The following is a 25,658-nucleotide window of genomic DNA, read 5'->3' as shown; positions in this document are numbered from 1 at the left end:
CCTAAAATTTCTCATCCTATTCACTTATTTTCAATTATTATTTCGGACTCGTATTAGAAGCACTTTCACCACCACCTTCACTATTATTTGAACTTTCAGCCTTATTGTTACCATCACTATCCTTGGTATCAATTTTTGATCTAGCTTTATTACCCTTATCAAGGGCTTTATTCCTATCTTTTAATCTTTTACTAGCATCTTGCTTGATTGCGTCTCTTCCTTGTTTGTCTAAACCAACTTTTTTCAAAGCTCCTTGCTCCATTGCCGATGACATATTTTGCCCCATAGAGGTAGCAGAAGGTCCAGCAGTACTAGTCAATTTTGCCACCATTTGCCCAGAAAATTCAACATAACCATACATTCCATAGGAAATAATAATCAAGGCAATATAATGTTGCATATTCAAGCCCATCATCCCAGAACGAGGATCCATCCCCCAAGGTGCAAACCAATTGATACAAAAAATCTCTAAATTAGAGAAAATTGCAGGAAGACCCGGAATGGCAGGGAATGGAATTTTTATTGGTAAAGCACATTTCCAACACACACTATAACCAGTTGTAAAATCCAAGTAAATTGTAAACAACTGAGTAAGTATAATAATTCCTGCCATTAAGATTACTGGTTCTATCATATATCTAAAAGTAAATCGCACCCAATTATCAAATAAATATCTAGTAAAATCAAATAGCATAAATGTAAGAAATAGTGGAGCTATGCCGATTAATAAAGCTGTTGCCATAAATGCCATAATATAAACTGCTACCGCCCGAAGAACGGTAATGATTACTATAATTACACTAATAAATAGTATAACAAAATAAATCAGTCCACTAAGGCCCATTGATAATAAAGATAGCACTTGACCAGCAAAAGTTTTACTAAATAATATTTTACTCATTAATGCATCTAAGAACATAAAAGGATTTGATATCTTATCCGTAGATGAAAACATACTATAACCACTCATATTAGAGATGATCCCATCTGAAAAATTAGTGATAAAATCAAATATATATTCATTAAAAAATCTAAAAGTACTCTCATTCATTAATCCACTAACTATGGCAATTTTTGCTATCCTAATTACCAAATCCTGTTGATTGATTTTAACCATACCTAGTAAAAACATTGCCCCATATAACATAACGTAAAGAATTAACACTGCTTTTATATAGTTAAAAAAGTTACTACAATTAGTAGTTCCACCACCATAGCAAGTCATGTTCTTAAAAATTGTTACCGCAGCATCCTTGATTTTTCCTTTTAACAACTCAAATAAAGGATTTAGAACATTAAAAGTAAAGCTACCCACCTTTTGTGATGTACGAAATTCTACTTTGTACCTACCATAACTTTCTTTATAATCCTCTTTTGCATTGTAAATTCTCATCCATAAATATCCAGTATCATTCGCCGTAATTTTTGCATTACCATCGGCATCTTTCACTTGAATATTAGTAGTGCTATAAATTGTACTAGTTTTATTAGGATTTTCACCATATGGCATTATTAAATACTGTACTCTACCTCGATTCTCTATAACATCATCAAAACTATTACCATTACTTCTTCGACATTTAGTTTGCTTAATATTTAACACATAACCACCAGTATTTTGGCTATAGTCAGAATATTTTGACCAAAAACGATATTGTAAATAGCTTTTTGCTGTAGCGGTTATAATATCGTTAAAAATAATTTGATATTTACTATTAACCACCTTACTATCATTTCCTGAATCATTCTCCTTGTCTTTATCATTTATTTTAGCAAATGCATAGCCTGTTCCTGGAGATTTAGATGGAGTCCCACTATTATCGATCCTGTATAGTAGACCTGTTGGAGCGGCATACCAAAAATGTCTTTTTTTCTGATAATCTCCTTCTATATACTCTTTATCTTTAATACTATGATCAACATCTGGACATGTAGAAGATGGAATATTTAAATTATGAGAACATTCCGGATGAAAATCCGTAAATAATTTTCCAACATTATTAGACCAAGGAGATGTAAAAAAATCATCATCTCGATAAGGTTCTGGTGCTTCCTTCATATCATTAACCCAAGCCCCGTTTTTAGGGCAGCTATAGGTTGCACAACAATCAAACGCTACAGTACAAAAATCACCAATTAGTTCCATACAACCAAAAAAACAAGCGGAAGGACAGTGTCTTGTACTGGGTCCATTATATAAACCATCAACCCATCTACAACCACTAACATACTCCCCATAATATATTGAATATCTACCACATAATGGACTGTATTTTCTCTTGCCTTCTGAGCAATCTGCTGTTTCTATAAAATTTTTAGATTCACCATCTTGCTTAACAAACTTAAAGATATTTTTTACACTAACATTAACCATATTTGGCAATTTCTTTTGATCCGGCAAAATTGATATTACAACCTCATCATTAACAAATAATTCAGCTATATTTCGCCATTCATCAGTTTTAGCATCAAAAATTAAAGATAACGGTTCCACATTAGTTTCTTCAACCCTAGGAATGGCAATTCTGTTACCATTACTATCCAAATCTGAAAGTTGTTGGATATTATTTGGGGGAATATAAGCCCTGCAGAGACTTATATTGCCTTTTATTGAAAACTGAATCTCCTGCCCATTTGTAACAGCTAGGTTAGTATTTAACCATTCTCCGTAATGGTTAGGATCATATTTAGTATTGAGCGAACCATCTGGGTTTGTTTCAGTAATAACAGTATAGTTTCCTGTTGCGTTAAGCATTACCGTATTAGTAATATAATCGGTATTACCACCCTGTGTGTCATCATATCTCATAAGACAACCATTAGTAATTTTTACTGATCCTATCATCGCAAGCACTACCATAACAAGGCTAACCAATAAAGCAATTAGACCTAGTAACATTATAAGTTTTGATAAATTTCCTTTCATATGATAATATCCAAGTTATAGCTAACCCCATTAGTATTTATCCATAACAAATTGACGTAATTACAAGAAGGTGTGAAGTCCAAACAAAGTAATCTACCTTGTGGCGTCATTGCGAGCGAGCGTATGTGAGCGTGGCAATCCATGAAGCTTGTATGGATTGCTTCATCGGTCTTACGACCTCCTCGCAATGACATTGGAGTAAAAGTGTTTCCGTCATTGCGAGGCCACGTAGTGGTCGTGGCAATCCATTGTTCATTGAATGCCATATGTGACGTTAGGGGTTTTTGTACTCCTCGCAATGACGACATCATAATGTTATTATGGTTAATTCTAGCCATTACCCAGCACCACCAGGACTCATACCACCACCGCCACCACGCACCCATATCGCTACCACCGCCACCCCATACCACCACTACTAGAATCTTTTGCTTCTTCCCCTCCTTTCCTTGGTTTTTCTACGGGATCTTTTTCGGGTACTTTTCCGCTTGATTTTTCTGAAGCATCGGCAATAAAGTCTATCCCTTTCTTAACCATGTCAACTATCTTAGTAGGACTGGCTGTTACAGAATCCATGATCGGACCACCAGTAAGCTCAGCTGCAAACTGACTAATTGATTTTGAGAAATAATAAAAAATAATTGAGAAAACTAATACATATAGTAAATCTATCATCAATGAGAAGATATCTGTAACAATTGATTTAATTGGGAAAAAACTTAAAAGATGCTTTTCCCAACCTACTCCTGAATAATATTGTAATAATTTATACCCAGCACTATTTCTACAATCTTCAGGCTTATCTATTGGCAATCTAAGCTCAAAAGTACTAAACTGAACCTCATTATGTACATAGTCATGCCTCATAAACTGACAATTCTTGTATATTGCCGAATCGTACATAGTAAGCAGCAAGGCAATAAAACCAGCTATTACCGCAGGCTGCAATGCACAAGATATACAAATTTTTAGCCATGCGTCAAAATATGCTTTGGTTCTGGTAAATAAAGCCATAGGAATAAATATAGGAGAAATATAGGTCATGACATATATGGTAACTAAACATACTAGGTAATGGGTTAAAAAATATAAAATTATTGAGATAAATATTACAGAAAATATTAACCCAGATACTACTATTATGATATTACCAGCTAATAAAAAGCCAAATAATACAGTAAAAAATCTGAATGCCCCTACCTTACCCAAATCATCCGGAGCTTCACTACCAGGTTTTTTAAAATCTTCCTTATTCAAAGCAGTACCTTTAGTATCGCCCGACACAGTATTAAGAACTTTATTTAAAATAGCTTCATTTAAAATAGCTTCTGTATTATAGATTAACCCCATACCCAAATAATAAGCTATCCGACAATCAACAGCATCCCAAAGGGCATAAAAACTATAACCATTTTTATATTTCTTAGCATCAAATTCACATAACCCTCTAGAACCACCAGAATTAAAAACTATTTGGGCAAATTGTGGAGTAAGTTCAGTAAGTAACGGTAAGCCATACTGCAACATCCCATTGTCAGTAGTTTCTTTACCACCCTTAAAATAAGCTGGTCCAATACCTGTAGCAAAATAAGTCACCATTATTAGTTTCATAACAAAAGTTGCTATTTTATCTAAATTACCATATTCCTTGCTTAGAATCATATTAACAGCAAAAAACATAATATATAATATTAACGCTGCCCTAATAGATACTTTCAAAGATTCTTGAAAGGTCGAGAATGGATTAAGGGCAACCAAACTAACTTTATCATTTTTTGGGTTACAGTTACTATAACGGAAAAAAACTTTATCCAGAGTTTCCTTCATGCAATCTACAGCTAACCCAGAAAAATTAAATAACGACTGACTTCTGGTAGTACCCATATAACAAGTTTTACCTATATTCCGACATTGTTCATCTGGCGGCAATGGCGGAGCTGGTGTGGTAGTATTCTTACAAGCCAATGGAAATGGTCCTTTTGAAGTAGACATGACCAGGCACAATAAGCGTCTATCAACAATTTTTACTGTCAGAATAATATCCTTCAACAAACTGTTTCCACCTAAATCAGGATTATCAGCACTTAACTCACCAAGAGTCTTAGAGTCATTTAAGTTAAGAGTAATAACTGTACATTCTTTAGGACTCCCTTTTTTATTTTTTAGACAAAATTTAAATCTTGCATCACTTGGATCGCAAGCATCAGGAGCAAGAGGGTTGGTCATATCAATACTATACATAATATGACCGTAAGCAGTACTTTTCTTTAAATAATCATCGGTTCCAAATGAGACTGATGGACACAGCTCTCCATAACCAGCAAAAACCTCAACTGCAAAAAATATTAAGCAAAATTGTATAAAAATTTGTATGGCTTTACTCACTTTACACATGGCATTTAAAAGACATAGGAAAAATAGTCTGACGTCATTGCGAGGAATGCGGGAGCCGCAAGACGAAGCAATCCATTTTTGGTTAGTTTTATGGATTGCTTCGTCGGTTACACCTCCTCGCAATGACGTCTTGGTAAGAGTACTGGTCATTGCGAGACCACGTAGTGGTCGTGGCAATCTATTTTTGATCACTTTTTGGATTGCTTCTTGGCTCGCACCTCCTCGCAATGACGTCTTGTACTTTTTTGCAATTTTTAAATTGCTACTAGGTTTATGCGTAAGGTGAGTGGCTTTATGAATTTTCATCAGAGCCATCTTTTTTTACTTTTACATTAGCACTATCAGCTATAACTTGTCTAGCTGCTCTATTTTTAATAGATTTTGCTTTGAAATCTTTAAATGCTTGTTCCTCTAATTTAGCATTTCTATCTTTTATTTCACAATTTCTTATTTCTTGTTTAACGTAACCAGTATCTCCAGGTTTTAAGGTGTGATTCTCCATTTCTTTCGAAGTTTTAGAAAGTACTCCAGAAGCACCAGAAGCATTTTGCTCTTTTGCCAATGCTGATGCAGCAGGAGTTGCCTTTTCTAAGGGCTTACCTAATTCCTGTTTATTAGTAGCTAGCGGTGGTGATTTATCAATAGGACTATCTGTTGCTGCTATTGTAGTAGTTGCCGCTAAAACAGGACTTTCACCAACACTCGTCTCTAAATTACTTCTTGCTTCCTGTGAAGCCCCTCCTCCACTTGAAGAACCGCCTTCATTGACAGCAGCTACAGTAGCTTCTGCAATGCGACGAATTGGCAAAGAAGCTCCAGTACCTCCTAAAGATTTCGTTCCACCTCCTGCTGAGCCAGTAGCTCCAGCTGAACCACTGGTACTTACGCTATCTCCTACTGATTCATCACCAGTAGTACTATTACTATCTCCAGCTAATTCACCTTTATCGCCACCTTTACCACCACCAGCCAAATCCTTAGCTCCCCCTCCTCCGGCTGCTTTATCTCCTGCCATGTTTCCAGCTGCTCCAATAGCAGCCATACCAGCTTTAAATATTGCTTGCGGATGAATGGCAACACTACTAAGTGCCACACCCTCGGTCATATCAGCCGCAAATTCTGCTAACTGAGCACTAAGGTGATACATTAAATACAAAGTAAAGCAGGCAGTAATTAACGCTAGCACAATATCTTTAATTTTTTCAAAAATTAATTTTGGTGATACAAAGAACATACCGGACCCCATAACAACACCCTGCAGAAACTGAAATTTAGATAAATAACTATCTGTACTACCACTTCCTGGCTTTTCTTTAAGCATCTCATTTAGGTTATCTTTAGCAAAATCAACAACTGTTGCAAGTGGATTATTAAGCATATAACCTAGGCTATTCTTACAACTTTTAACTTCGTCTTTAGTATACTTACTCCAATCATTATTAACAAAAAATATTTTCACAGCTCTTTTTCCGTCGCCACCACTTTCTATACTATTGTTTATGGTTTTACTTGTATATTTACAGTGACCATAAAAACCAACATCGTAAACCGAAAACATCATAATCATAAAGGTTACCACCACCATAGGCTGTAACAAAAATGATATTAGCAATTTTACCCACGATTCAAAGTAACCTCGTGTATATTCAAATAAAAACATTGGTACGAAAAGAGGTGCTAAAACACCCAATATTACTATAGATATCATGCACATCACTGTAGCATTCACCATAAATGCTCCAACAGATATCACTAATAAAGGATAAGAAAGTGCTAAAGATACAAGAGTCATGTTGCCTGAAATAATAGCAGGAATCAGTAAATATACATAAGGTGGAGCTGAAAAACTAAAAAAGTCAAAACTCTTGAAATCATGATTTCTATATTGATTTTCTACCATCATCGTTGATAGTATATCTAATCCCAAATAATGACTTACCCGACAATCTAATGCATCCCATAATGGCAGATAAGAAAGACTCTTATCACCATAATCTTCAGGGTTAAATTTACACAAATCTGATGGGGCAGAATTCATAACCCAACCACCAAGCGTATCTATTCCTCCTAATAACAAAGGAAAAGCCCATTGCACCATACCATCTAGTCGATTATAGTCAGAACCACTATTGGGAGTAATATTTATACCTACAGAGAAATAGGTTACAAATAACATTTTTAATACAAAATTAATTATTTCATTTTTAGGTGGAATTTCACTAGAAAGTATGATTTTAAAACCAAAGAAAATTACATATATAGTTAATAAAGCAGTGACAGTTCTGTGCATATTACGCTGAAATTGAAATAATACACTACTCTCCCTTTTACTAGAATTAAACACTTTATTAACATCATCAAATGTACAAACATCTTTACTAATCAGTAATCTTGCGGTCATTTCTTTAATACATTCGATTAATGGAGCAGAGATAACTATGGCTGTCTTAGAATTATTATAAGCCCTTTGGTAACAACTAGAGGATGATAAACCACAATCAACTATTGCCATTGGATCAGTAGCAGTTTTGTTAGAACCATTTTGAGAATTATCACCAAGATTCATAAAAGACGCATATATAGATTCAGGGTGGGGTTCTCTAATATACTTACAACCAACCGGCACCCAATCTGCCAATATAGTAGGAGCAGCTACACACATAGTATCCTTTTGCCTTACTACTTTAAAAACAACTGGCAAAAGCACGTCTAACATTACACCGGTATCACCATCTTTTTGATCCTTATAAATAACATGAAATTCGCCCTTATTATCTTTCCAAGCCTCCATAATATCATGCCATGGATCAGAACCGGTTAATACGGCTTTAGCAATAGCAATGGCAGAAATACCTATTGCCTTTATCCTAGCAGTTTGTAGCTTAATATTATTGCAAAATGCAAAGGTTAATTTGGGATCGTTTGGATCAATTTTATTATTTCTTGCACACTGCCCCCCAGGGTAATCTCCATCAAATAATTCATGATCATTTATTTTAAGACGCAGCATCGTATTAGCATAAACCCCTGGCGAGATTATATTCGCAGTAGCAAAGGAAAAAAACGACCCTGGTATACAAGTGTGAGAAAATTCTGTACGTAATAAGTCACCCACACCCCCAGTTTCACAGGTCAAACTTGAAAGAGTATCAATTATAGTACCTAAAGCATCTTTTTCTTCTGCATAACTATTATGGATAGCAGTAATATTGAGTATACTACATAAGATCAGTATCCTACCAAATGCTTTAACACTATACAATAAGCCACTGACACTAAAGTTACAGTATAACAGGGTTAATAATTTTCTATGTTTGTAATGCATAAATTAACTAAAGTGACTTTACTTCCTCATAAAATATAGGCAACCATTTTTCAGGCTCATCACCATATTGCTCTCTAATCTTATTCAACAATAACACCGTTTCAACCCGACCAGAAAGAACATTAATAATATCATTCATACCATCTAGGTTTATTTTAGCAACAACCGCATCTACTCCCTGTTTTATTAAAAAATAACGCGATGTTGGATCAGTAGTTTTTATTAAAATATATTCCCGTTGACTAAGCATAAAGGCACTACGATAAATATCAGTTGCCTTAAGATTGGGTAAAAATATTTGGGTTGCAGTTTGTTGAATCAGAGTATCGCTGATTCTGCTTTTAGCTGCATCTTCAACGCTTTGGGTAGCAAAAATTACAAAAGTATTTAACTTACGCAAAACTTTTAGCCAGTCCTTAATTTTCGGAGCAAATACCGGATTATCAATCAAAGCCCATGCCTCATCAAGAACTATCATAGTTCTCTGACCATCTAAAGAAATACTAATTCTATGGAAGATGTATAATAATACAGGAGCAAGACTAACTGGATCTTTTAACAACTCTGTCATATCAAAACCAAATACTCGAGCTTTCTGTAAATCAATATTATCTGTCTCATTATCAAATATTCTGGCATGCGAACCTCTCCCAACCCACATAGCAATTCTACCTGCCAAACTATTAGGACCATCAATGCCTAAAAATGCTACAACATTTTTTAACCTTCTATCTTTCTTTTCTAGCTTAAAATTACCGCTTACTGCTTGTGATAGAGTCTTATTGTCTTCGGATGATAACGACTCTCCATTAGAAGTAACCAATACTTTAAGCCACTCTAATATAAATGTTCTATTCTCTCCAGTATCATCAAGTTGTAAGGGATTAAAGTTACATTCTCCCCCCGGATCAATGGTGGTATAAATCCCGTTAAGGGATCTAATAAATATTTCTGCACCGTGATCTTTATCAAAAAAGAACATTCTCGGTTTAAATTTTTGTGCTTGTGCACATAAAAAATTCATTAATACTGTTTTACCAGCCCCAGTTGGACCAATAATCAAACTATGCCCAACGTCCCGAACATGAAAACTGAAATAAAAAGGAGTACCCGAAGTAGTATCGAGTACAGTCACATATTCTCCCCAATGATTATTAAAAACCTTACCTAATGGATAATTATGCATAGATGCAAAACTAGCCATGTTTAAAGTATTGATAGTCGAACCTCTTACTATATAATCCATATTCCCAGGAAGCTGTCCCCAATAACTCGGTTCCATATTAATTTTTTCTCTAACAGGTTGAATTCCAGAATTAGAGAGTTCAACAGAAGCCATAGATAAAGTATCTTCAAGAGATTTTAAATTACTATCAGAGCAGAGAAGTGAAAAATGGTGTTCTCCAAAACCAATATCACCACTGGTAGCCATATCAAGTGCTCGAGAGATTTCGGCAACTTGTGATACAGCCTTATCGTCTGATTGAATCATCCTATTTTGTTGTAGTTGCATTTTATTAATTGCCACCGTTCTATTAGCAAAAATAAAACTCTGAGTCATAACAAATTCAAAAGGCATTTGTAAAAAGCCATCAAATATCCCAGCTGATGTAGATGGTCCATATTCTAAAATACTTAGTATCCCAGCATATCTTCTACCCGCTGGACCACGTGCTTCTATGGATCTAGAACCAAAAAATAATCTATGGGTTGGAAGATATTGGTCTATTGAACTTCTGGGAACAACCATTTGCATTGAAGAACCACAATTTACCAGAGTACCAAGAAACTCCATAATATCACAACAATAGCCACTACTAGATTTGCGGACGCCAAGTAGCGTAGCACCATAACTATGGAAAGTGTTAACTACTCTTGAGGACATTTCTCTTAGACTGTCCTGCATCTCTCGCATGTCATTTTCCCAAGCCGATTTATTAGACTTTTGCATCAACTTCTTAACAAAGTACTCGATTACAGCAACTCCAGCTTTATCTGGTCGATAAAGAATACTAACATACAACTCATTAAAAAAAGACCTAGAACCGGCATGTTTCTTACGCCATTCATTTGATAAATAAGTTGTGAAATCATTAGGTACTTTTATGGTAGGATCAGAGGTATATTCCAGCCCATCAAAAATCACTGGTCTACGCCTCCTGATCGTGTGGAAATACATCACAATGTTGCCTGATGACATATTTTTAAGCAAAGAATTCCTGATATTTTTTTTAATATCTAAATCTTCATCATCAGCTGTTTCAAAGGAAAATCCCCCTATCTTTACTACTTGTAATAATTCATTATTTTTGGTTAGGATAGTATTACTATCCCAATGGCACTTATAAGGAATAAAATGAGAAGTAGGTTTTTCTTTCCTAGAACTCGATTCTTTTGCTGCTTTTGTTACAGATAATTTTATCATTTTGTCATTTTATAACTGTTCTTTTAAATACCGTATGAGTTCGCTCCATAGAATGATTTATTAGGACACTGGCTACATTTAGAAGATTTATTTAAGAACAATTCTATAAATCTTGGTTCTTTAAAACATATTACATACCCTATCATATGAATTACAAAAGCAACAAGCAAATTCATAATACTATTACTTTGAATAAATAATGACATCGATATGATCATATTAAGTGCTGCAAATTTTATACTCACGCCAAATATCATTGCAGGTCTTGTTAAACCAACAAATAACGGATCTGATACTAAACTACCTGACATAAATTAATCCCCTTTAACTCCAATTCGGTTATATCTGTAAATATATAGTCAATTCACCTGAATTAGTGCCGCACCCATCATGCTGTCATTGCGAGGAGGCGTAAGCCTCCGAAGCAATCCATTTTAATCGTTTTTTTGGATTGCCACGACCACTACGTGGTCTCGCAATAACGCTGAGACTAAATACTAATCGAATTTATAACGTCGCCAATTCAAGTTAATTCACTATAGCAGATTTTTATGCTCCACTAATAGATGTTTTCATTATTTTTGTAATATTAGTTATTTTTTTCATTAACGTGAGTTGCCAATTAAAACGTCATTGCGAACAAACGTACGCATAAGCGTCAGTTTGAGAAAACAATAATTGAAAAACCGTCATTGCGAGGAGACCGTAAGGTCGACGAAGCAATCTAGAAAAGTGATTAGAAATGGATTGCCACGCCACCTACGGTGGCTCGCAACGACGACTTTTCTACTTTATTTTCTTAAACCGACGCTTATACAATGACGCCAAGCTATTTGCTATATGACTTTTAAATGCCATACGTGAGGTGAGTTTATAATTTAATGCATTTTGCCAAACTAAACTGCAATTCTTTTGCCCCTTCTTTACTCCTACTACTTGTATAAATTACATTACAGGAGTAGCCTAAAGTTGCAAGAAAATTCTGTGCTGTCGCCGTTAGGTTTTCTTTATCTGTTACCTTATCTGACTTGGTAAAAACAATTTGGAAATCTTTATTGCAAGAAAGTAACAATTTAGCAATTTCCATATCATTTTGCTTTACTCCTCTTCTAGCATCAATCAACAAATTTACTAATTTGAGATTTACACTCATTCTGAGATAGTATGTTATTAATACTTCCCACTGTTGTTTGATATATATTGGCACTTCAGCAAAGCCATATCCAGGAAGATCAACTAAAATAAGTCTATCGATAAGGGAGAAAAAATTTATTTGCCTAGTGCGACCAGGAGTATTAGAAACCTTAGCAATACTTGAATTATTACAGATACTATTAATCAAACTTGACTTACCAACATTTGATTTACCAACAAAGGCAATCTCTGGTACAGATGTATTAGGGAACTGATTTATTTTTGCCACACCAGCTATAAATTTTACCTCTTGCCGAAATAGTTTTGTAACCTTATCAACCGACATTCTTATCTAGCTTATTAATGTAATATTGCTGAATTATTGATAAAATATTATTCCAGGACCAATAAATCAATAACCCAGCTGGGAAACTACTAAACATTACTAAAAAAACCAGTGGCATAAATTTCATTACTTGTGCTTGAATTGGATCGGCTGGTTCTGGACTCATCCTTTGCTGTAAGAACATAGTAAGAGCCATAAAAATAGGCCATACACCAATCATTAGGAAGCTTGGACAGGCAAATGGCAGTAACCCGAATAAGTTAAAAATTGATGTTGGATCGGGAGCAGACAGATCTTTTATCCAACCAAAAAATGGTGCCTGACGCATCTCAATAGTTACGTACAACACTTTGTAAATTGAGAAAAACACCGGAATTTGTACAATAATCGGTAGACAACCAGCAAGGGGATTAACCTTTTCTCTTTTATACAACGCCATAACTTCTTGGTTAAGTCTCATTTTATCATCAGCATATAACGCTCTAATCCTCTCTACTTCGGGCTGAATATTTTTCATTCTCTTCATAGAACGATATGATTTATTAGCCAAAGTAAACATTAGCAGTTTTATAATAACAGTTACAATCAAAATACTAATGCCAAAGTTACCAACATAGTGATAAAAAAAGTTCATAGCATTAAAGACTGGTTTAGTGATTATATAAAACCAACCAAAATCAATTGCCCGGTCAAATAATTTAATATTATATTGCTTTTCGTATTTGTCTAATAAGTCAACTTTCTTTGCTCCGGCAAATAATCTTTGCGATATAGTAAGTTTTTGTCCTACTTCTATAGTCTGAGTTGAAGAAATGAAGTCGACCTGGTATTTTTCAACACCGTTTTTCATTGCATAATTGAAGTTGGAACTATACATACTAGCTTTATCTGGAATTAAGGAAGATAACCAATATTTATCGGTTATACCAACCCAATCAACAACAGTTTGTGGAAATTTCTCAATTTTCTTATCTTTTAAATCGTCAAAAGAATGTTCTTTAAGCCTACCATCAATAACACCGATTGGTCCTTGATGTAGTATATTAACTGATTTTTCTTTACCAATATATTTACGGTTAATTAGTCCATAATATTGCACTGAAATTGGTTCTTTGCTATCATTCACCGTAGTTTGATCTATGGTAAATAAATAATTACTATCCATACTTATCGTAACCAAGAATTTAACCCCATCTTTGTTGATCCATGACAAATTCACAGGGTTTGTAGGCGTTAACTGATCATTATCAGCCTGCCACAGAGTTTCACTATCAGGAAGAATAATACTATTATCCTTGTTAAACCAGCCTATTTCAGCAAAATAAGCTTCTTCTGACTGAGAATGGGCAAATAACACAACAGGTTTACTGTCTGGTGATAAATCTTGCTTATATTTCAACAAAATTAAATCATCAAACCGGAGCCCTTTTAAAGCAATCGAGCCAGAAAGAAGTTCTGAGTCTATCCGAATTCTCTTGGTAGAAACAGGTGATTCAGCTTCTTTAGGGGGTGCTACTTGAGTATTCTTTTTCTTTAACTCTTGAACTTGCTTGTTATATATTTTATTTTGCTGTTCTAATTTTTGTAATCTTGGTTTATCATAAAAATATTGCCATCCAAAAATAATCCCAAGGGACAAGACAATTGCAGCTACCAAGTTAACTATGTTATGATTCATTACCGGTCTAAAAAATAATTTATATTATATAAAATAAAATAGAATACCCTAAATTTAGGGTTTTTATTATACTACTCCTATGAGTTCTATAAGATTTAAGTAAATTAATCAAGAAATTTGATTTATTGATTTAATATACCAGCATCTCTTGTATTATTATTCACCATTAATTATATATTAAAGTACTTAGTGGAAGAAAATATTATGATATATTTATAGTATAGCTCATAACAAACTAACGTCATTGCGAGAAGACCGCAGGTCGACGAAGTAATCCAAAAAAGTAATTAGAAAGGATTACCACGCTCACATATGTTCGCTCGCAATGACGGAGTAATACTAATCGGGTTGGCTATAATAAACTTTGAGTTAATTTAAAATTTATGAGGTTATGGCAATGAACATAGATAAATTTACTACCCAGGCAAAATCTGTATTATCTAATGCCCAAAGCATAGCAGCAAAAAATGATCATCAGCAAATATTGCCATTACACATATTGGCGAGTTTATTAAACGATGATAGTGGAGTTATTGATAATCTTATTAATACTTTAGGTACTAGCTTCGATGATTTGAATAGAGCTATAACCGTAGAATTAAACAAAATCCCAAAAGTACAAATAGAGGGAGGAGGACAACTTTACCTATCATCAGAAGCACTAAAATTACTTGATAAAGCATTAGAGCTTGCAAAGAATAATGCCGATAGTTTTATAACTATTGAGAGAATTTTTGAGGCATTATCATATGATAAAACCTCTGCTGGTAAGATTTTATCAGAGAATGCAATAACTAATAAAAAAATAAACGCAGCAATTTTACAGTTAAGAAAAGGTAAGACAGCAGATAATAACTCTTCTAAAAGTAGTTATGACGCCCTAAAAAAATATGGTAGAGATGTAACCGAGCTAGCAGAACTTGGTAAACTTGATCCAATCATCGGTAGAGATGAGGAAATTAGAAGAACCGTGCAAGTTTTGTCAAGAAGAATGAAAAATAATCCTGTGCTAATAGGAGAGCCAGGAGTTGGTAAAACAGCCATAATAGAAGGGTTAGCCCAAAGAATATTTAGCCAAGATATTCCAGAAACTCTAGCAAATTGTCGAATCATTGAACTTGATATGGGAGCTTTAATTGCTGGGGCTAAATATCGTGGTGAATTCGAAGAACGACTAAAAGCTGTATTAAATGAGATTAAGCACTCTAGTGGGGAGATTATTTTATTTATTGATGAGCTACATCTTTTAGTAGGAACTGGTAAGACAGACGGAGCCATGGATGCATCAAATTTACTAAAGCCAATGCTTGCTAGAGGAGAACTTCATTGTATCGGTGCTACGACTTTAGATGAATATCGCAAATATATCGAGAAAGATACCGCTCTTGCCAGAAGATTTCAAGCAGTTTACGTTAATGAACCAACAGTAGAAGATACTATTTCGATTCTGCGTGGTATTAAGGACAAATACGAATTACATCATGGCGTAAAAATTGTTGATAGTGCTATAGTTGCCGCTAGCACTCTATCTAACAGATATATTACCGATCGTTATTTACCAGATAAAGCTATTGATTTAATCGATGAAGCATGTAGTCGGCTAAAAATAGAATTATCTAGCAAACCGGAAGAATTAGATGAGCTTGATCGTCGTATCATTCAAATAAAAATTGAGCTAGCAGCTCTAAAAAAAGAAGATGATGAATATTCAAAAAAGAAAATTATCCAATTAACAGACGAATTAACTAAACTTGAATCTCGTTCTTACGATATGAATGCTAGCTGGCAAGCTGAAAAATCCCAAATACATATTGAACAGAAATTAAAAGAAGAGCTAGAAAAAGCTCGTTTAAAACTTGAAAGAGCAGAAAGAAGTAGTGATCTTGCCCGAGCTAGTGAGTTGAAATATGGTATTATTCCTGATTTGACTAAGAAACTACAACAAGCAGTAGAAGGGGGAAATAACAAATTATCAAAAGAAGTTGTATCAGAAAACGATATAGCTATAATTATTTCCAAAATTACTGGTATACCAATTGACACAATGCTATCAAGCGAACGTGAGAAGTTATTAGCGATGGAAGATAAACTACGTCAATCGGTAATCGGTCAAGATGAAGCTATAAAAGGAGTCAGCGATGCTGTGCGTCGTTCTCGTGCTGGAATACAGGATCATAATAGACCACTTGGATCGTTTTTATTCTTAGGTCCAACTGGTGTTGGTAAAACGGAACTAACCAAAGCTTTGGCACTTTTTTTATTTGACGATCGTAATGCCATTCTCAGAATTGATATGTCTGAATATATGGAAAAACACTCTATATCACGTTTGATTGGGGCTCCTCCAGGCTATGTTGGTTATGAGCAGGGAGGAGTTTTAACAGAAGCGGTACGTAGGAGACCTTATCAAGTTATTTTATTTGATGAGGTAGAAAAAGCCCATACGGATATTTTCAATATCATGTTACAAATTTTGGATGAAGGTCGTCTAACTGATAGTCAAGGAATAACTGTTGATTTTAAAAATACCATCATTGTTCTTACTTCCAACCTTGGGGCTGAAATACTTATTAATCAACAGCAAGATGATGACCAAGATGCAATTAAAGAACAAGTAATGAAACATGTACGAGCAACATTTAAACCTGAGTTCTTAAATAGGCTAGATGAGATTATTCTATTCCATAAACTAACTCGTGCTGACATACATGATATTGTCAAAATACAACTAGATAATTTGAAAGAAATTCTTTCACAACAAAATATTACATTGCAATTTGATCAATCGGCAATAAATTACCTGGCTGATAAAGGTTATGATTCAATGTTTGGTGCTAGACCATTGAAAAGAGTTATTCAACGAGAATTACAGAATAATTTCGCCAAAATGATTCTTTCTAGTAGAATCGGTAGCGGTGATATTGTAAATATAAAAGCAATAAATAATGAATTAGCTATTGATAAAATGATAACTTAACAATAATTATGAAAAATGCACAATATTAAACCCAAGATTTGGGTATTAGCTGATAGCAGGGTGGGTAATGTCAATCAAGCTATAGCTCTAGCAGAAAAGCTTGGTCTTGGTTATCAATTAAAACCTATTGAATATAATTTTTGGGGTAAATTACCAAATTTTTTACTAGCCCTTAGCCCTATCCATGTGAAAAAGCAGCTGTTACAATCGTGGGAGATGGAAGGCTTCCCTGACTTAATAATTTCTGCTGGGAGAAGAACCGCTTCTTTAGCGAGCTATTTAAAACATAAATCTGCTGGGAAAGTAAAAATTATTCAAATTATGCACCCCAACCTACCATTTAAGCAATTTGACCTAATTATTTTACCGCATCATGATAAGGTTAGCAGGGAAGAACTATGCACGAATGACAAGAATATATTGAGAATTACTGGAGCTCTTAATAATGTTCAAGCAAAAATACAGGCTGGCGGTATTGAGTTACGCAAAAATTATCCATATCTTAAGCAGTTTATATCGGTAATTATTGGTGGTAATAGCAAAAATTATCAATTTACCGACGAAAATGCTCGCGAATTTGCTGCAATATTATCTAATCTTACTAAGACCCAAGATGAAAAACATACCCTGTTCATTAGCTTTAGTCGACGTACTCCTAATTCAGCAAAACAAATTATCAAAAATAAGGTACCTTCATCGGCTATTATTTACGATCCAACAGAGGAAGAAGCTAAACCTAATCCTTATTTTGGGATGTTGGCACAGGCAGATTACATAATTTCTACGGCTGATTCGATTTCTATGTGTAGTGAGGCAGCTTCCACTGGTAAACCTCTTTATATATTCTGTCCTAGTAATTTTAAATCACCTAAACATCTAGCATTTACACAAAATTTGCTAGAATTAGGAATAGCTAAAATACTAGACAAATCTGTAATGCAGCTTGAAAACTATAATTATTCCCCTCTTAATGAAGTAGAAAAAATTGCTAATATCATAATTACAAAAAATTGGATAAAATGATGATCCATAATTCGACAACAAAATCACCAACTAGCCTGGCTTATGCAGAAAGTATATTAATTGATTCTCATTGTCACCTCAACATGTTAAAAGAAGATTTATCAGCCATAATAAGCAGAGCTGAGAATAATAATGTTAAGTACATGCAGACTATATGTACTACCATTGAGGAATTGCCGGATATTTTAGAAATAGCCGTAAGATACGGCAATGTCTTTGCTTCGTGTGGAGTTCACCCCAATGAAGTGAAGGAAATTGTCTCGTGCGAAACTATTATGGAATATTGTAATCATCCGAAAATTATTGGCATTGGTGAAACTGGTCTCGATTATTATTACCAGACATCAGACAAACATCAACAGATTAGTTCTTTTGGGCAACATATACAGGCATCTCAAAGTACCGGGTTGCCAATTATAGTCCATACAAGAGAAGCCGAACAAGATACTATTGATATTTTAAGTAGCGAAATGCAAAATACCGCGTTTCACGGTCTTATTCATTGCTTTACCGCTTCAAAGCATTTGGCAAAAAAAATGCTTGACCTTGGTATGTATATATCGATTGCTGGAATTGTAACCTTTAAAAACGCCACCGATTTACAGGATATAGTACGTTATATTCCACTAGACCGGTTATTAATTGAAACAGATTCTCCTTATCTTGCCCCTGTTCCGATGCGTGGCAAACAAAACGAACCAGCTTTTGTCAAATATGTAGCAGAAAAAATAGCTGAAATAAAAGAAACAAACCTAGAAACAGTAGCAAATGCTACTACCACAAATTTTATATCTTTATTCAGCAAAACCCATCTAGTTGTAAATTGTAATTCCCGCCCACTATTATCATTTCCTCCCACTATTGTCATTCCCGCGTAAGCGGGAATCTAGCACAACTGTTGAAAGTTAGAAGGTAAAGCGGGTTTTAGATAGGTTTTCTGTCATTGCGAGACCACGCAAGTAGGTCGTGGCAATCCATCTTTGGTTACTTTTGTGGATTGCTTCGTCGACCTAAGGTCTTTCTCGCTAATAGACGTTGACCACATACGACTTTTAAACTATCCGGTCTAAAACCTCTTCCTCTTCTAACTTTCAACAGTTGTGGGGAATCTAGCCCCCTGCTTCTATAGAGCCTGAGCAATCAGAAAAGTTTTTTAACCGTAATTTTGTATCCCACTCATCTTTAAGTATACTATAATATACTGTATCTCGGCGTCTATCATCAGGCATAAGAGTGTGGCTTCGCAATACACCTTCTTCAGTTGCTCCAATTTTAATTAGCCCACCTTTAGCTCTTACATTAAGTGCATCTGTTTTAAACTCTACCCTTTCCATATTAAGGTAATCAAAGGCAAAATGCAATAAAAGAAGCTTGGCATTTTTATTAATACCACTTCCTTGAAACAATGTTTCTATCCAACTCCAACCTATTTCTATCCTTCTATCTTTTGGAGAATAATTGCCAAAAGCCGTTGACCCAACAATTTTTCCTGTTTTCTGCTCTTCAATAGTAAAATGATATCGTAAACCCATTTTCCTTTGTTGTATAGCATCATCAACGTAGTCGTTCATATCTTGTACTTGAGACATTTTGATAGCAAAATATTTCCAAACTGCGTAATCATAATGGAACCGAACAAACTCAGGCATATCATCTGCGTTTAATGGTCTTAATCTTACTAACTCATTATTACAGATAATGTCATGCTCAAAAAAGCTGCCATTATTCTTAGCTAACGCTAACTTAAAATTAGCGAATATATTGTTCATATTTACTCCTACTATAGTTGACGCCTGGGTAAAACCCTTCCGTCATTGCAAGGAATGCCCAAACCTCACCCGTCATTACACATAGGCATCAGTTTAAGAAAATAAAGTAGAAAAGTCGTCATTGCGAGCGAACATATGTGAGCGTGGCAATCCATTTTTAATCATTTCTGGATTGCTTCATAGACCTAAGGTCTCGCAATGACCTCGCAATAATGTTAAGTAATAAGTAAGCAACGAGTGACGACGTCCTCAACTTCTCATCATTTGACTATAGCATCAGTGGTCTTTATATCATCATCTTCACTAAGAAATTTCTTTTGCATCTCTGACTTGCCAAGTGGCTTGTTAGTTTTATTATTCTTACTGGCTTCGACTTCCTTAATTTTTTTACTACTACCTGTTTTAGCTTTATTTGGTAAAACTTTATCAACAGTTTGTTGGTTAGTAGTTTGTCGTGCAGGACATCTATATTTTTCTAAATCTTTCTTAGTTTCACGCAAAATAGCTTTAATTTGCTCTAGCTCTTTGTGCAAATTATTGTTTGCTTGATCATTCTTATCATTATTTTGTTTCTTCAGCTTATCATTTGCCGAATTCAATGAAGGATATTCTTTTTCTTGATTTTGCTTACGTTTTTCATTACGTTCCGCATCTTGTTTTACCATCTTAATATACATTTGACGATTTCTTAAAGTTGGATTGATTGTTTCAGTATCATATTCACTAAACAAATCCCCCTCATCATCATCAAAATTTTCTTCCATAACATTTCTTTTTGCCATCGCTATATATTTCTTATTATAAAGCGGTGGACGTTTGCCACCGGCAAAACCTTTACTATCTATAATTTTATTATTAGCAGATTTTTTGAAATATCCTCTAAACCCATCAGTACAACCTGAAAGTAGGGATAATCCCAAAACTATAATAATAACTTTTTTTAACATAAATTAGTCCGATAATTTTATAGTAACATAATTAATGACACAAAATCACCCAAGTTGCAAGAATCAGTTTACTATTTCTTCTACTGTATCAGCTAAAATATTACTACCGTCATTTTTCCGCTTTAATAATTCACAAGATGCCCGCTCCAGTATATCACGATTTTTTATTAGCACTAAGAGTTTATCGGCTAATTTTTCTGCAGTAATTTTATTTTGTTCAAAACACCACCCTGCCCCACTATCTTCCAGTGCCTTGGCATTATAGAATTGATGGTTTTCAGTAGCAAAAGGTAGCGGAATAAAAATTGCCGGCAAGCCAATATAGCTAAGCTCAGAAATAGTTGATGCCCCAGCCCTTGATATTACTAGTTCTTGATTGGCATATTGCTGATCCATATCATAAAAGAAATCGGCTATTTTATGTGGGATGTTTAATTCACTATAAATTTTAGCAATATTGTCTAAATCTTCTGGAGGAGCTTGTTGGGTAATATGTAGTTTAATATCAGGATTTGATTGCACTAATATCTTAATCGCTTCCGGTATTAAAGTAGAAAACACCTTTGCTCCCTGACTTCCACCAAAAATCAATATTCGAAAAATATCATTGCTAAAATTATCCTTAACTTTCAGCTTTTTAACATTATCCCGTACTATATTTCCTATAACTAATTTCTTATTATAGTCAACAATATTATAATTTTTAGTTTCCTCATAGGTAAGCGCAACTCTTCTGGCCCATTTTAAGAATAATCTATTGACCTTACCAATAAAGCAGTTTTGTTCATAAATTACGATAGGAATACGTAACAATACAGCTGCTATCAGAGGAGGAGCAGAGGGATAGCCACCAAACCCAATTATAACACAAGGTTTGACCTGCACTAATAGCAATAACATCTTAAAAATCATAAATAATAAACAAATTAATAATTTAAACTTATTAAACAACCCTTTCGGTGGCAATCTAAAATTTATTATATGTGGAATGAGCGGTAAATCTTCAGTTAAATATTTTTGGCATCTAACGTCAGTAATAAGGTGTAATTTATACCCGCGTTTCACCAATTCTTCAGCCAAAGCAATAGCGGGAAATAGATGGCCTGCCGTACCACCACCAACAACAATTATACTCTTCATATGTCAATATCTTGAATTTTATAGTTAGTAAGGGAAGTTTTATGTTTGGTAAAACCAAGCAGCATCCCTGTAGCAATAGCTATGGCAAAAGTTGAAGAACCACCATAGCTAATAAATGGTAATGTCATCCCTTTGGTTGGTAATAAATTCAAGGTAACACCTATATTAATTAAGGCTTGTAAACCTATCTGTGCAACAATACCACTTGCTGCCAATTGAACAAATTTATCTTCTTCGTTAATGAGTTTCAGTAAACTACGAATCACTATAAAAGCAAATATTCCTATAATTATCAAGCAGATAATCGCCCCAAATTCCTCACCAGCAACAGCAAAAATAAAATCAGCATGAGAATCCGGCAATACTTGTTTTACCGCTCCTTCACCAGGACCACAACCATATAAACCACCATGCTCAAATGCTCTGATTGACTTACTAACTTGATAATTACTAATACTCTCTGGATCAAAAAAACTATTAATCCTTTTCGCTACATGAGGCAGCCAAAAATAAGCTGCTGTAACACCAAATAACAACATAAAAGCAGCAAGCATAATCCAAAATATTGGCATACCAGCAACAAAAAGCTGAATACCAAAAACTGCAGTAACCATCACTAACATACCAAAATCTGGCTGGATAATTAATAATAAAGCAATGATACCATACAGAACTATACAAATAGAAAAACTTGGAAATTCCCCCTCAAATTTCAATGATAATATCCAACCTGCAACTACCGCAAAAAATGGTTTTATAAATTCTGAAGGCTGCATCGAAAAACCTAAAATATTAATCCAGCGAATAGCCCCCTTAACTTCATAACCATAGAATTTAACTAAAATTAATAACAATATGCTAACAATAAATCCTAAAATTGACAATCTCTTTAACCATTTTTTGGAAAAAAGGGAAAAAAGAATGATCAATAGCGATGCACTAGCAAGATAAAATAATTGTCTAGAGGCAAAATAATGCTCATTGAGTCCTATTCTATTTGCTATTACTGGTCCAGCTGTAGTAACCAACATCATACTAAAAACAAACAGGATTACTAAAGCAATAATCATTTGCTGGTCGATACTACGCCACCACCATTTTAGGTAATTGTTAGATAATTCATTATTATGATTATCTTTAATCATGGTTAGCAATAATATTATATAACTCTATAAATAGATTTCCGCGTTCTTCAAAATTTTTAAATTGATCGTAAGAGGCACAAGCTGGAGCTAACAAAATATTTTTTATGCTCCCTATATCTTGCATTGCATCTCTAACTGCAACATTAAAAGCCTCCTGCAAATTTTGACAAATTTGAAAATTTACTCTACCCTTAAGTGACGATGCAAAAAGTTCTTTATCTTGACCAAAAAGATAAGCCTTATGAATTTTATCAAACCATGGAGCTAAATTTGTTATTCCTCCTTCTTTTGCCACTCCTCCAGCTAGCCAATATATATTATCAAGTGCAGCAAGGGATTTAGAAGCAGCAATGCTATTGGTAGCTTTGCTATCGTTATAAAATTTTATCATACTCGAATGATCTGAGTATATTGTACCAACATATTGCATTCTGTGTGGTAACCCCTTAAATAACTCGATAGCAGCAATTATTTGTTCTGGTCTTACCCCTATAATCCGACAAGCCGCATAACTGGCAACAATATTTTCCTGATTATGGATGCCTTGTAGATAGCTATTATTTGGCAAATTAATAGTAATTGGTTCAAAAATATTGTCATAAACAACATTATTACAAATTGATACTCCTTTATCAAGGATTTTACCAACAGAGATTGGTATTAAATTTGTGGTATTCTCCTTTTGTAACTCTAAGAAAATATTGTTGGTAATTTCATTATCAACACTAATTATGGCAAATGAATCTTTATCCATTCGATCAAAGATTTTCTTTTTAGCGACAATATAGCCTTGCATATTATTATGCCGATCTAAATGATCCTCGGTAATATTAAGTAGCACAGCAATTTTAGCTTTAAAACTGCTTAATAAGTCTAACTGAAAGGAAGATAGCTCTAATACATACCCTTGACAATCTAATCCCATACTTAAGGCAGGAACACCAATATTCCCGCCAACTGGATAATCAAAACCACAAAACTGTAAAATATGACCAGTTAGAGCAGTGGTAGTACTCTTACCATTAGTACAAGTTATACCGATGAAATTAGCTTTCTTCCCACCTCTAAACTTAACTTCCTCAAATAATAAGTCTATATCTGAGGTTATTGATATATTACGGACATTCGCCATGGTAACAATGTCATGCGATAAGGGAACACCTGGACTCAACAATATCTTATCAATATCCTGCCACCGCTGATCAGAAAAGCTAACCAAATTATCGTTTCCATAAATTTTACTGAAAGCATCCCTACTACTACCTAGTTGATCATAACAAATTATCCTAGCTACTTTATTTAGCGATTGATAAGCAGCCATACCAGTCTTACCTAGACCAACTATCCCTATAGTCTTGTTTTTTTGTGAAAGAAATAATGACATAATTTTTAGTTTAATAATCCATTATTTACTGTACTTTCAGTAATTCATTGATTTTAGTAATAGATAGTCCAGTAATTTTCGCTACTTCTTCAATAGAGCTACCATTATTTATCATCATTTTTATTAATTTAGCTTCTCCTTTAGCTTCTCCTTTAGCTTCTCCCCTAGCTTCTCCCCTAGCTTCTCCCCTAGCTTCTCCGATTTGAATCCCTTCTTCTTTCCATACTTGAGCTATACTAGGCATAAGTTTTTCTCCTTTTTCTTTAGTTAAACTATTTTTTAATATTTTTTCTAACTCTATTTTATCACTTTGCTCAATAAAGGTCAAAGTATAGGTCAATAGATTTCTTATGTGGTCATGACCTATTGTTATTTTACTCAATTTAGGCAAGAGATGAGAAATTTCCTGCCATCTTTTCAGTAATTGACGTTCGTGGATGTGTTTGAGGAAAAATAACAAAATCCCAGACCATACTTTTTTCTTGAGTTCTTCATCGGGGATGTCATGTACGTTAATAAGCTGACAATCATTTGTCCAGAAGCCTCTGGCTAAATCTGGATGGCTAAATAAATTTCATATATTAAGAGGTTCGTTATATTTCTTCTTGCCATTATAAAGTATTAAGGGATAAATTAATGGAAGGCTTTTATAGTCAATTGATGAGAAGTTGGTGACGTCGTCACTCGTCGCTCGCCTATTACTTATAGGCGTCGCTCCATCGTTCCTAGCCCCAAATTCTCCTGAATTGACTATAGCTTTAGGATTAGTAGTTAAATATAGATCACAAATATTAATCATATATTTAAATAACCTAAATGCCATCATTTTATCAACAGTACTTTGATGTTCCAATAGCAAAAAAATATAGCCATCCTGATCATTAAACTTAACAGAAAATAATACATCAGAGATAGTTTCAGAAAGGTCTGGCTCAATAAAACTATCTTTTTCTAATTTTAAAGATGTACTATCGATTAAAGCCAACACATCTTTAGGCAAATGAGTTGCCAAAAATTCTTTAGCAACTATTGGATTCTCCATAGA

The 25,658-nt window shown here is 34.3% G+C and carries 15 protein-coding genes and 2 pseudogenes; 3 read left to right on the top strand and 14 right to left on the bottom strand.

Annotated features, from left to right (window positions below; all coding sequences use genetic code 11):
- Positions 1-37: 37 nt before the first annotated feature.
- The 7 genes from RiCNE_RS00090 to yidC all read right to left on the bottom strand — a co-directional run bounded on the left by RiCNE_RS00090 (position 38) and on the right by yidC (position 14,228).
- On the bottom strand, positions 38-2,926 hold the full coding sequence (locus RiCNE_RS00090; RefSeq protein WP_094648611.1) for a TrbL/VirB6 family protein: 2,889 nt from the start codon (positions 2,924-2,926) through the stop codon (positions 38-40).
- A 390-nt stretch (positions 2,927-3,316) separates the two neighbouring features.
- Positions 3,317-5,320, bottom strand: a complete 2,004-nt coding sequence (locus tag RiCNE_RS00080) for a TrbL/VirB6 family protein (protein ID WP_094648642.1) — start codon at positions 5,318-5,320, stop codon at positions 3,317-3,319.
- 292 nt (positions 5,321-5,612) lie between these two features.
- Positions 5,613-8,645 carry a TrbL/VirB6 family protein gene (locus RiCNE_RS00075; RefSeq protein ID WP_094648609.1) on the bottom strand — a complete coding sequence of 1,011 codons (3,033 nt, stop codon included), beginning with the start codon at positions 8,643-8,645 and terminating at the stop codon, positions 5,613-5,615.
- Positions 8,646-8,652: 7 nt separating this feature from the next.
- Positions 8,653-11,067, bottom strand: a complete 2,415-nt coding sequence (locus RiCNE_RS00070) for a VirB4 family type IV secretion/conjugal transfer ATPase (protein WP_094648641.1) — start codon at positions 11,065-11,067, stop codon at positions 8,653-8,655.
- A 26-nt stretch (positions 11,068-11,093) separates the two neighbouring features.
- The gene (locus RiCNE_RS00065) at positions 11,094-11,381 is read right to left on the bottom strand and encodes a VirB3 family type IV secretion system protein (protein ID WP_094648608.1); all 288 of its coding nucleotides are present in this window, start codon (positions 11,379-11,381) and stop codon (positions 11,094-11,096) included.
- A 560-nt stretch (positions 11,382-11,941) separates the two neighbouring features.
- On the bottom strand, positions 11,942-12,550 hold the full coding sequence (gene yihA / locus RiCNE_RS00060; RefSeq protein WP_094648607.1) for a ribosome biogenesis GTP-binding protein YihA/YsxC: 609 nt from the start codon (positions 12,548-12,550) through the stop codon (positions 11,942-11,944).
- Positions 12,540-14,228: a membrane protein insertase YidC gene (gene yidC / locus RiCNE_RS00055; protein ID WP_094648606.1), complete on the bottom strand. Its 1,689-nt coding sequence runs from the start codon at positions 14,226-14,228 to the stop codon at positions 12,540-12,542. Before yidC ends, yihA begins: the two co-directional genes overlap by 11 nt.
- 397 nt (positions 14,229-14,625) lie before the next feature.
- Between yidC and clpB the strand changes: the two genes are divergently transcribed.
- The 3 genes from clpB to RiCNE_RS00040 are packed head-to-tail and all read left to right on the top strand — an operon-like array spanning position 14,626 to position 19,106.
- A complete protein-coding gene (gene clpB, locus RiCNE_RS00050) occupies positions 14,626-17,205 on the top strand; it encodes an ATP-dependent chaperone ClpB (RefSeq protein ID WP_094648605.1) in 2,580 nt (859 codons plus the stop codon).
- Positions 17,206-17,220: 15 nt separating this feature from the next.
- Entirely contained in the window at positions 17,221-18,228 is a 1,008-nt protein-coding gene (locus RiCNE_RS00045) for a mitochondrial fission ELM1 family protein (RefSeq protein WP_094648604.1), read from the top strand.
- Positions 18,229-18,281: 53 nt separating this feature from the next.
- The gene (locus tag RiCNE_RS00040) at positions 18,282-19,106 is read left to right on the top strand and encodes a TatD family hydrolase (protein ID WP_239832520.1); all 825 of its coding nucleotides are present in this window, start codon (positions 18,282-18,284) and stop codon (positions 19,104-19,106) included.
- 231 nt (positions 19,107-19,337) lie between these two features.
- On the opposite strand, the gene RiCNE_RS00035 is transcribed toward RiCNE_RS00040, so the two are convergent.
- From RiCNE_RS00035 to RiCNE_RS08455, 7 genes and pseudogenes are all read right to left on the bottom strand, one after another.
- A complete protein-coding gene (locus tag RiCNE_RS00035; protein WP_094648602.1) occupies positions 19,338-19,997 on the bottom strand; it encodes a GNAT family N-acetyltransferase in 660 nt (219 codons plus the stop codon).
- Positions 19,998-20,257: 260 nt separating this feature from the next.
- Positions 20,258-20,944 carry a hypothetical protein gene (locus RiCNE_RS00030; protein ID WP_094648601.1) on the bottom strand — a complete coding sequence of 229 codons (687 nt, stop codon included), beginning with the start codon at positions 20,942-20,944 and terminating at the stop codon, positions 20,258-20,260.
- Positions 20,945-21,007: 63 nt separating this feature from the next.
- Positions 21,008-22,084, bottom strand: a complete 1,077-nt coding sequence (gene murG, locus RiCNE_RS00025) for an undecaprenyldiphospho-muramoylpentapeptide beta-N-acetylglucosaminyltransferase (protein WP_094648600.1) — start codon at positions 22,082-22,084, stop codon at positions 21,008-21,010.
- On the bottom strand, positions 22,081-23,229 hold the full coding sequence (gene ftsW, locus RiCNE_RS00020) for a putative lipid II flippase FtsW (protein ID WP_094648599.1): 1,149 nt from the start codon (positions 23,227-23,229) through the stop codon (positions 22,081-22,083). The genes murG and ftsW overlap by 4 nt, the downstream gene beginning before the upstream one ends.
- The gene (gene murD, locus RiCNE_RS00015) at positions 23,222-24,613 is read right to left on the bottom strand and encodes a UDP-N-acetylmuramoyl-L-alanine--D-glutamate ligase (RefSeq protein ID WP_094648598.1); all 1,392 of its coding nucleotides are present in this window, start codon (positions 24,611-24,613) and stop codon (positions 23,222-23,224) included. The genes ftsW and murD overlap by 8 nt, the downstream gene beginning before the upstream one ends.
- Before the next feature lie 25 nt (positions 24,614-24,638).
- Positions 24,639-25,172 (bottom strand): annotated as a pseudogene (locus RiCNE_RS07375) (RpnC/YadD family protein); the annotation flags it as partial.
- 195 nt (positions 25,173-25,367) lie between these two features.
- Positions 25,368-25,658, bottom strand: a pseudogene (locus RiCNE_RS08455) (Rpn family recombination-promoting nuclease/putative transposase); the annotation flags it as partial.

It is taken from the genome of Rickettsia endosymbiont of Culicoides newsteadi, assembly GCF_002259525.1.
GTDB lineage: Bacteria > Pseudomonadota > Alphaproteobacteria > Rickettsiales > Rickettsiaceae > Tisiphia.
This window is presented reverse-complemented; position numbering and strand designations above follow the sequence as displayed.

What these genes read in the sequence shown, in the direction of transcription:
- yihA (WP_094648607.1), bottom strand. Translation starts at nt 12,550, where the DNA reads ATGTCGGTTGATAAGGTTACAAAACTATTTCGGCAAGAGGTAAAATTT.
- clpB (WP_094648605.1), top strand. Translation starts at nt 14,626, where the DNA reads ATGAACATAGATAAATTTACTACCCAGGCAAAATCTGTATTATCTAAT.
- RiCNE_RS00080 (WP_094648642.1), bottom strand. Translation starts at nt 5,320, where the DNA reads ATGTGTAAAGTGAGTAAAGCCATACAAATTTTTATACAATTTTGCTTA.
- murD (WP_094648598.1), bottom strand. Translation starts at nt 24,613, where the DNA reads ATGTCATTATTTCTTTCACAAAAAAACAAGACTATAGGGATAGTTGGT.
- RiCNE_RS00045 (WP_094648604.1), top strand. Translation starts at nt 17,221, where the DNA reads ATGCACAATATTAAACCCAAGATTTGGGTATTAGCTGATAGCAGGGTG.
- RiCNE_RS00030 (WP_094648601.1), bottom strand. Translation starts at nt 20,944, where the DNA reads ATGTTAAAAAAAGTTATTATTATAGTTTTGGGATTATCCCTACTTTCA.
- RiCNE_RS00090 (WP_094648611.1), bottom strand. Translation starts at nt 2,926, where the DNA reads ATGAAAGGAAATTTATCAAAACTTATAATGTTACTAGGTCTAATTGCT.
- ftsW (WP_094648599.1), bottom strand. Translation starts at nt 23,229, where the DNA reads ATGATTAAAGATAATCATAATAATGAATTATCTAACAATTACCTAAAA.
- RiCNE_RS00065 (WP_094648608.1), bottom strand. Translation starts at nt 11,381, where the DNA reads ATGTCAGGTAGTTTAGTATCAGATCCGTTATTTGTTGGTTTAACAAGA.
- yidC (WP_094648606.1), bottom strand. Translation starts at nt 14,228, where the DNA reads ATGAATCATAACATAGTTAACTTGGTAGCTGCAATTGTCTTGTCCCTT.
- RiCNE_RS00035 (WP_094648602.1), bottom strand. Translation starts at nt 19,997, where the DNA reads ATGAACAATATATTCGCTAATTTTAAGTTAGCGTTAGCTAAGAATAAT.
- RiCNE_RS00075 (WP_094648609.1), bottom strand. Translation starts at nt 8,645, where the DNA reads ATGCATTACAAACATAGAAAATTATTAACCCTGTTATACTGTAACTTT.
- murG (WP_094648600.1), bottom strand. Translation starts at nt 22,084, where the DNA reads ATGAAGAGTATAATTGTTGTTGGTGGTGGTACGGCAGGCCATCTATTT.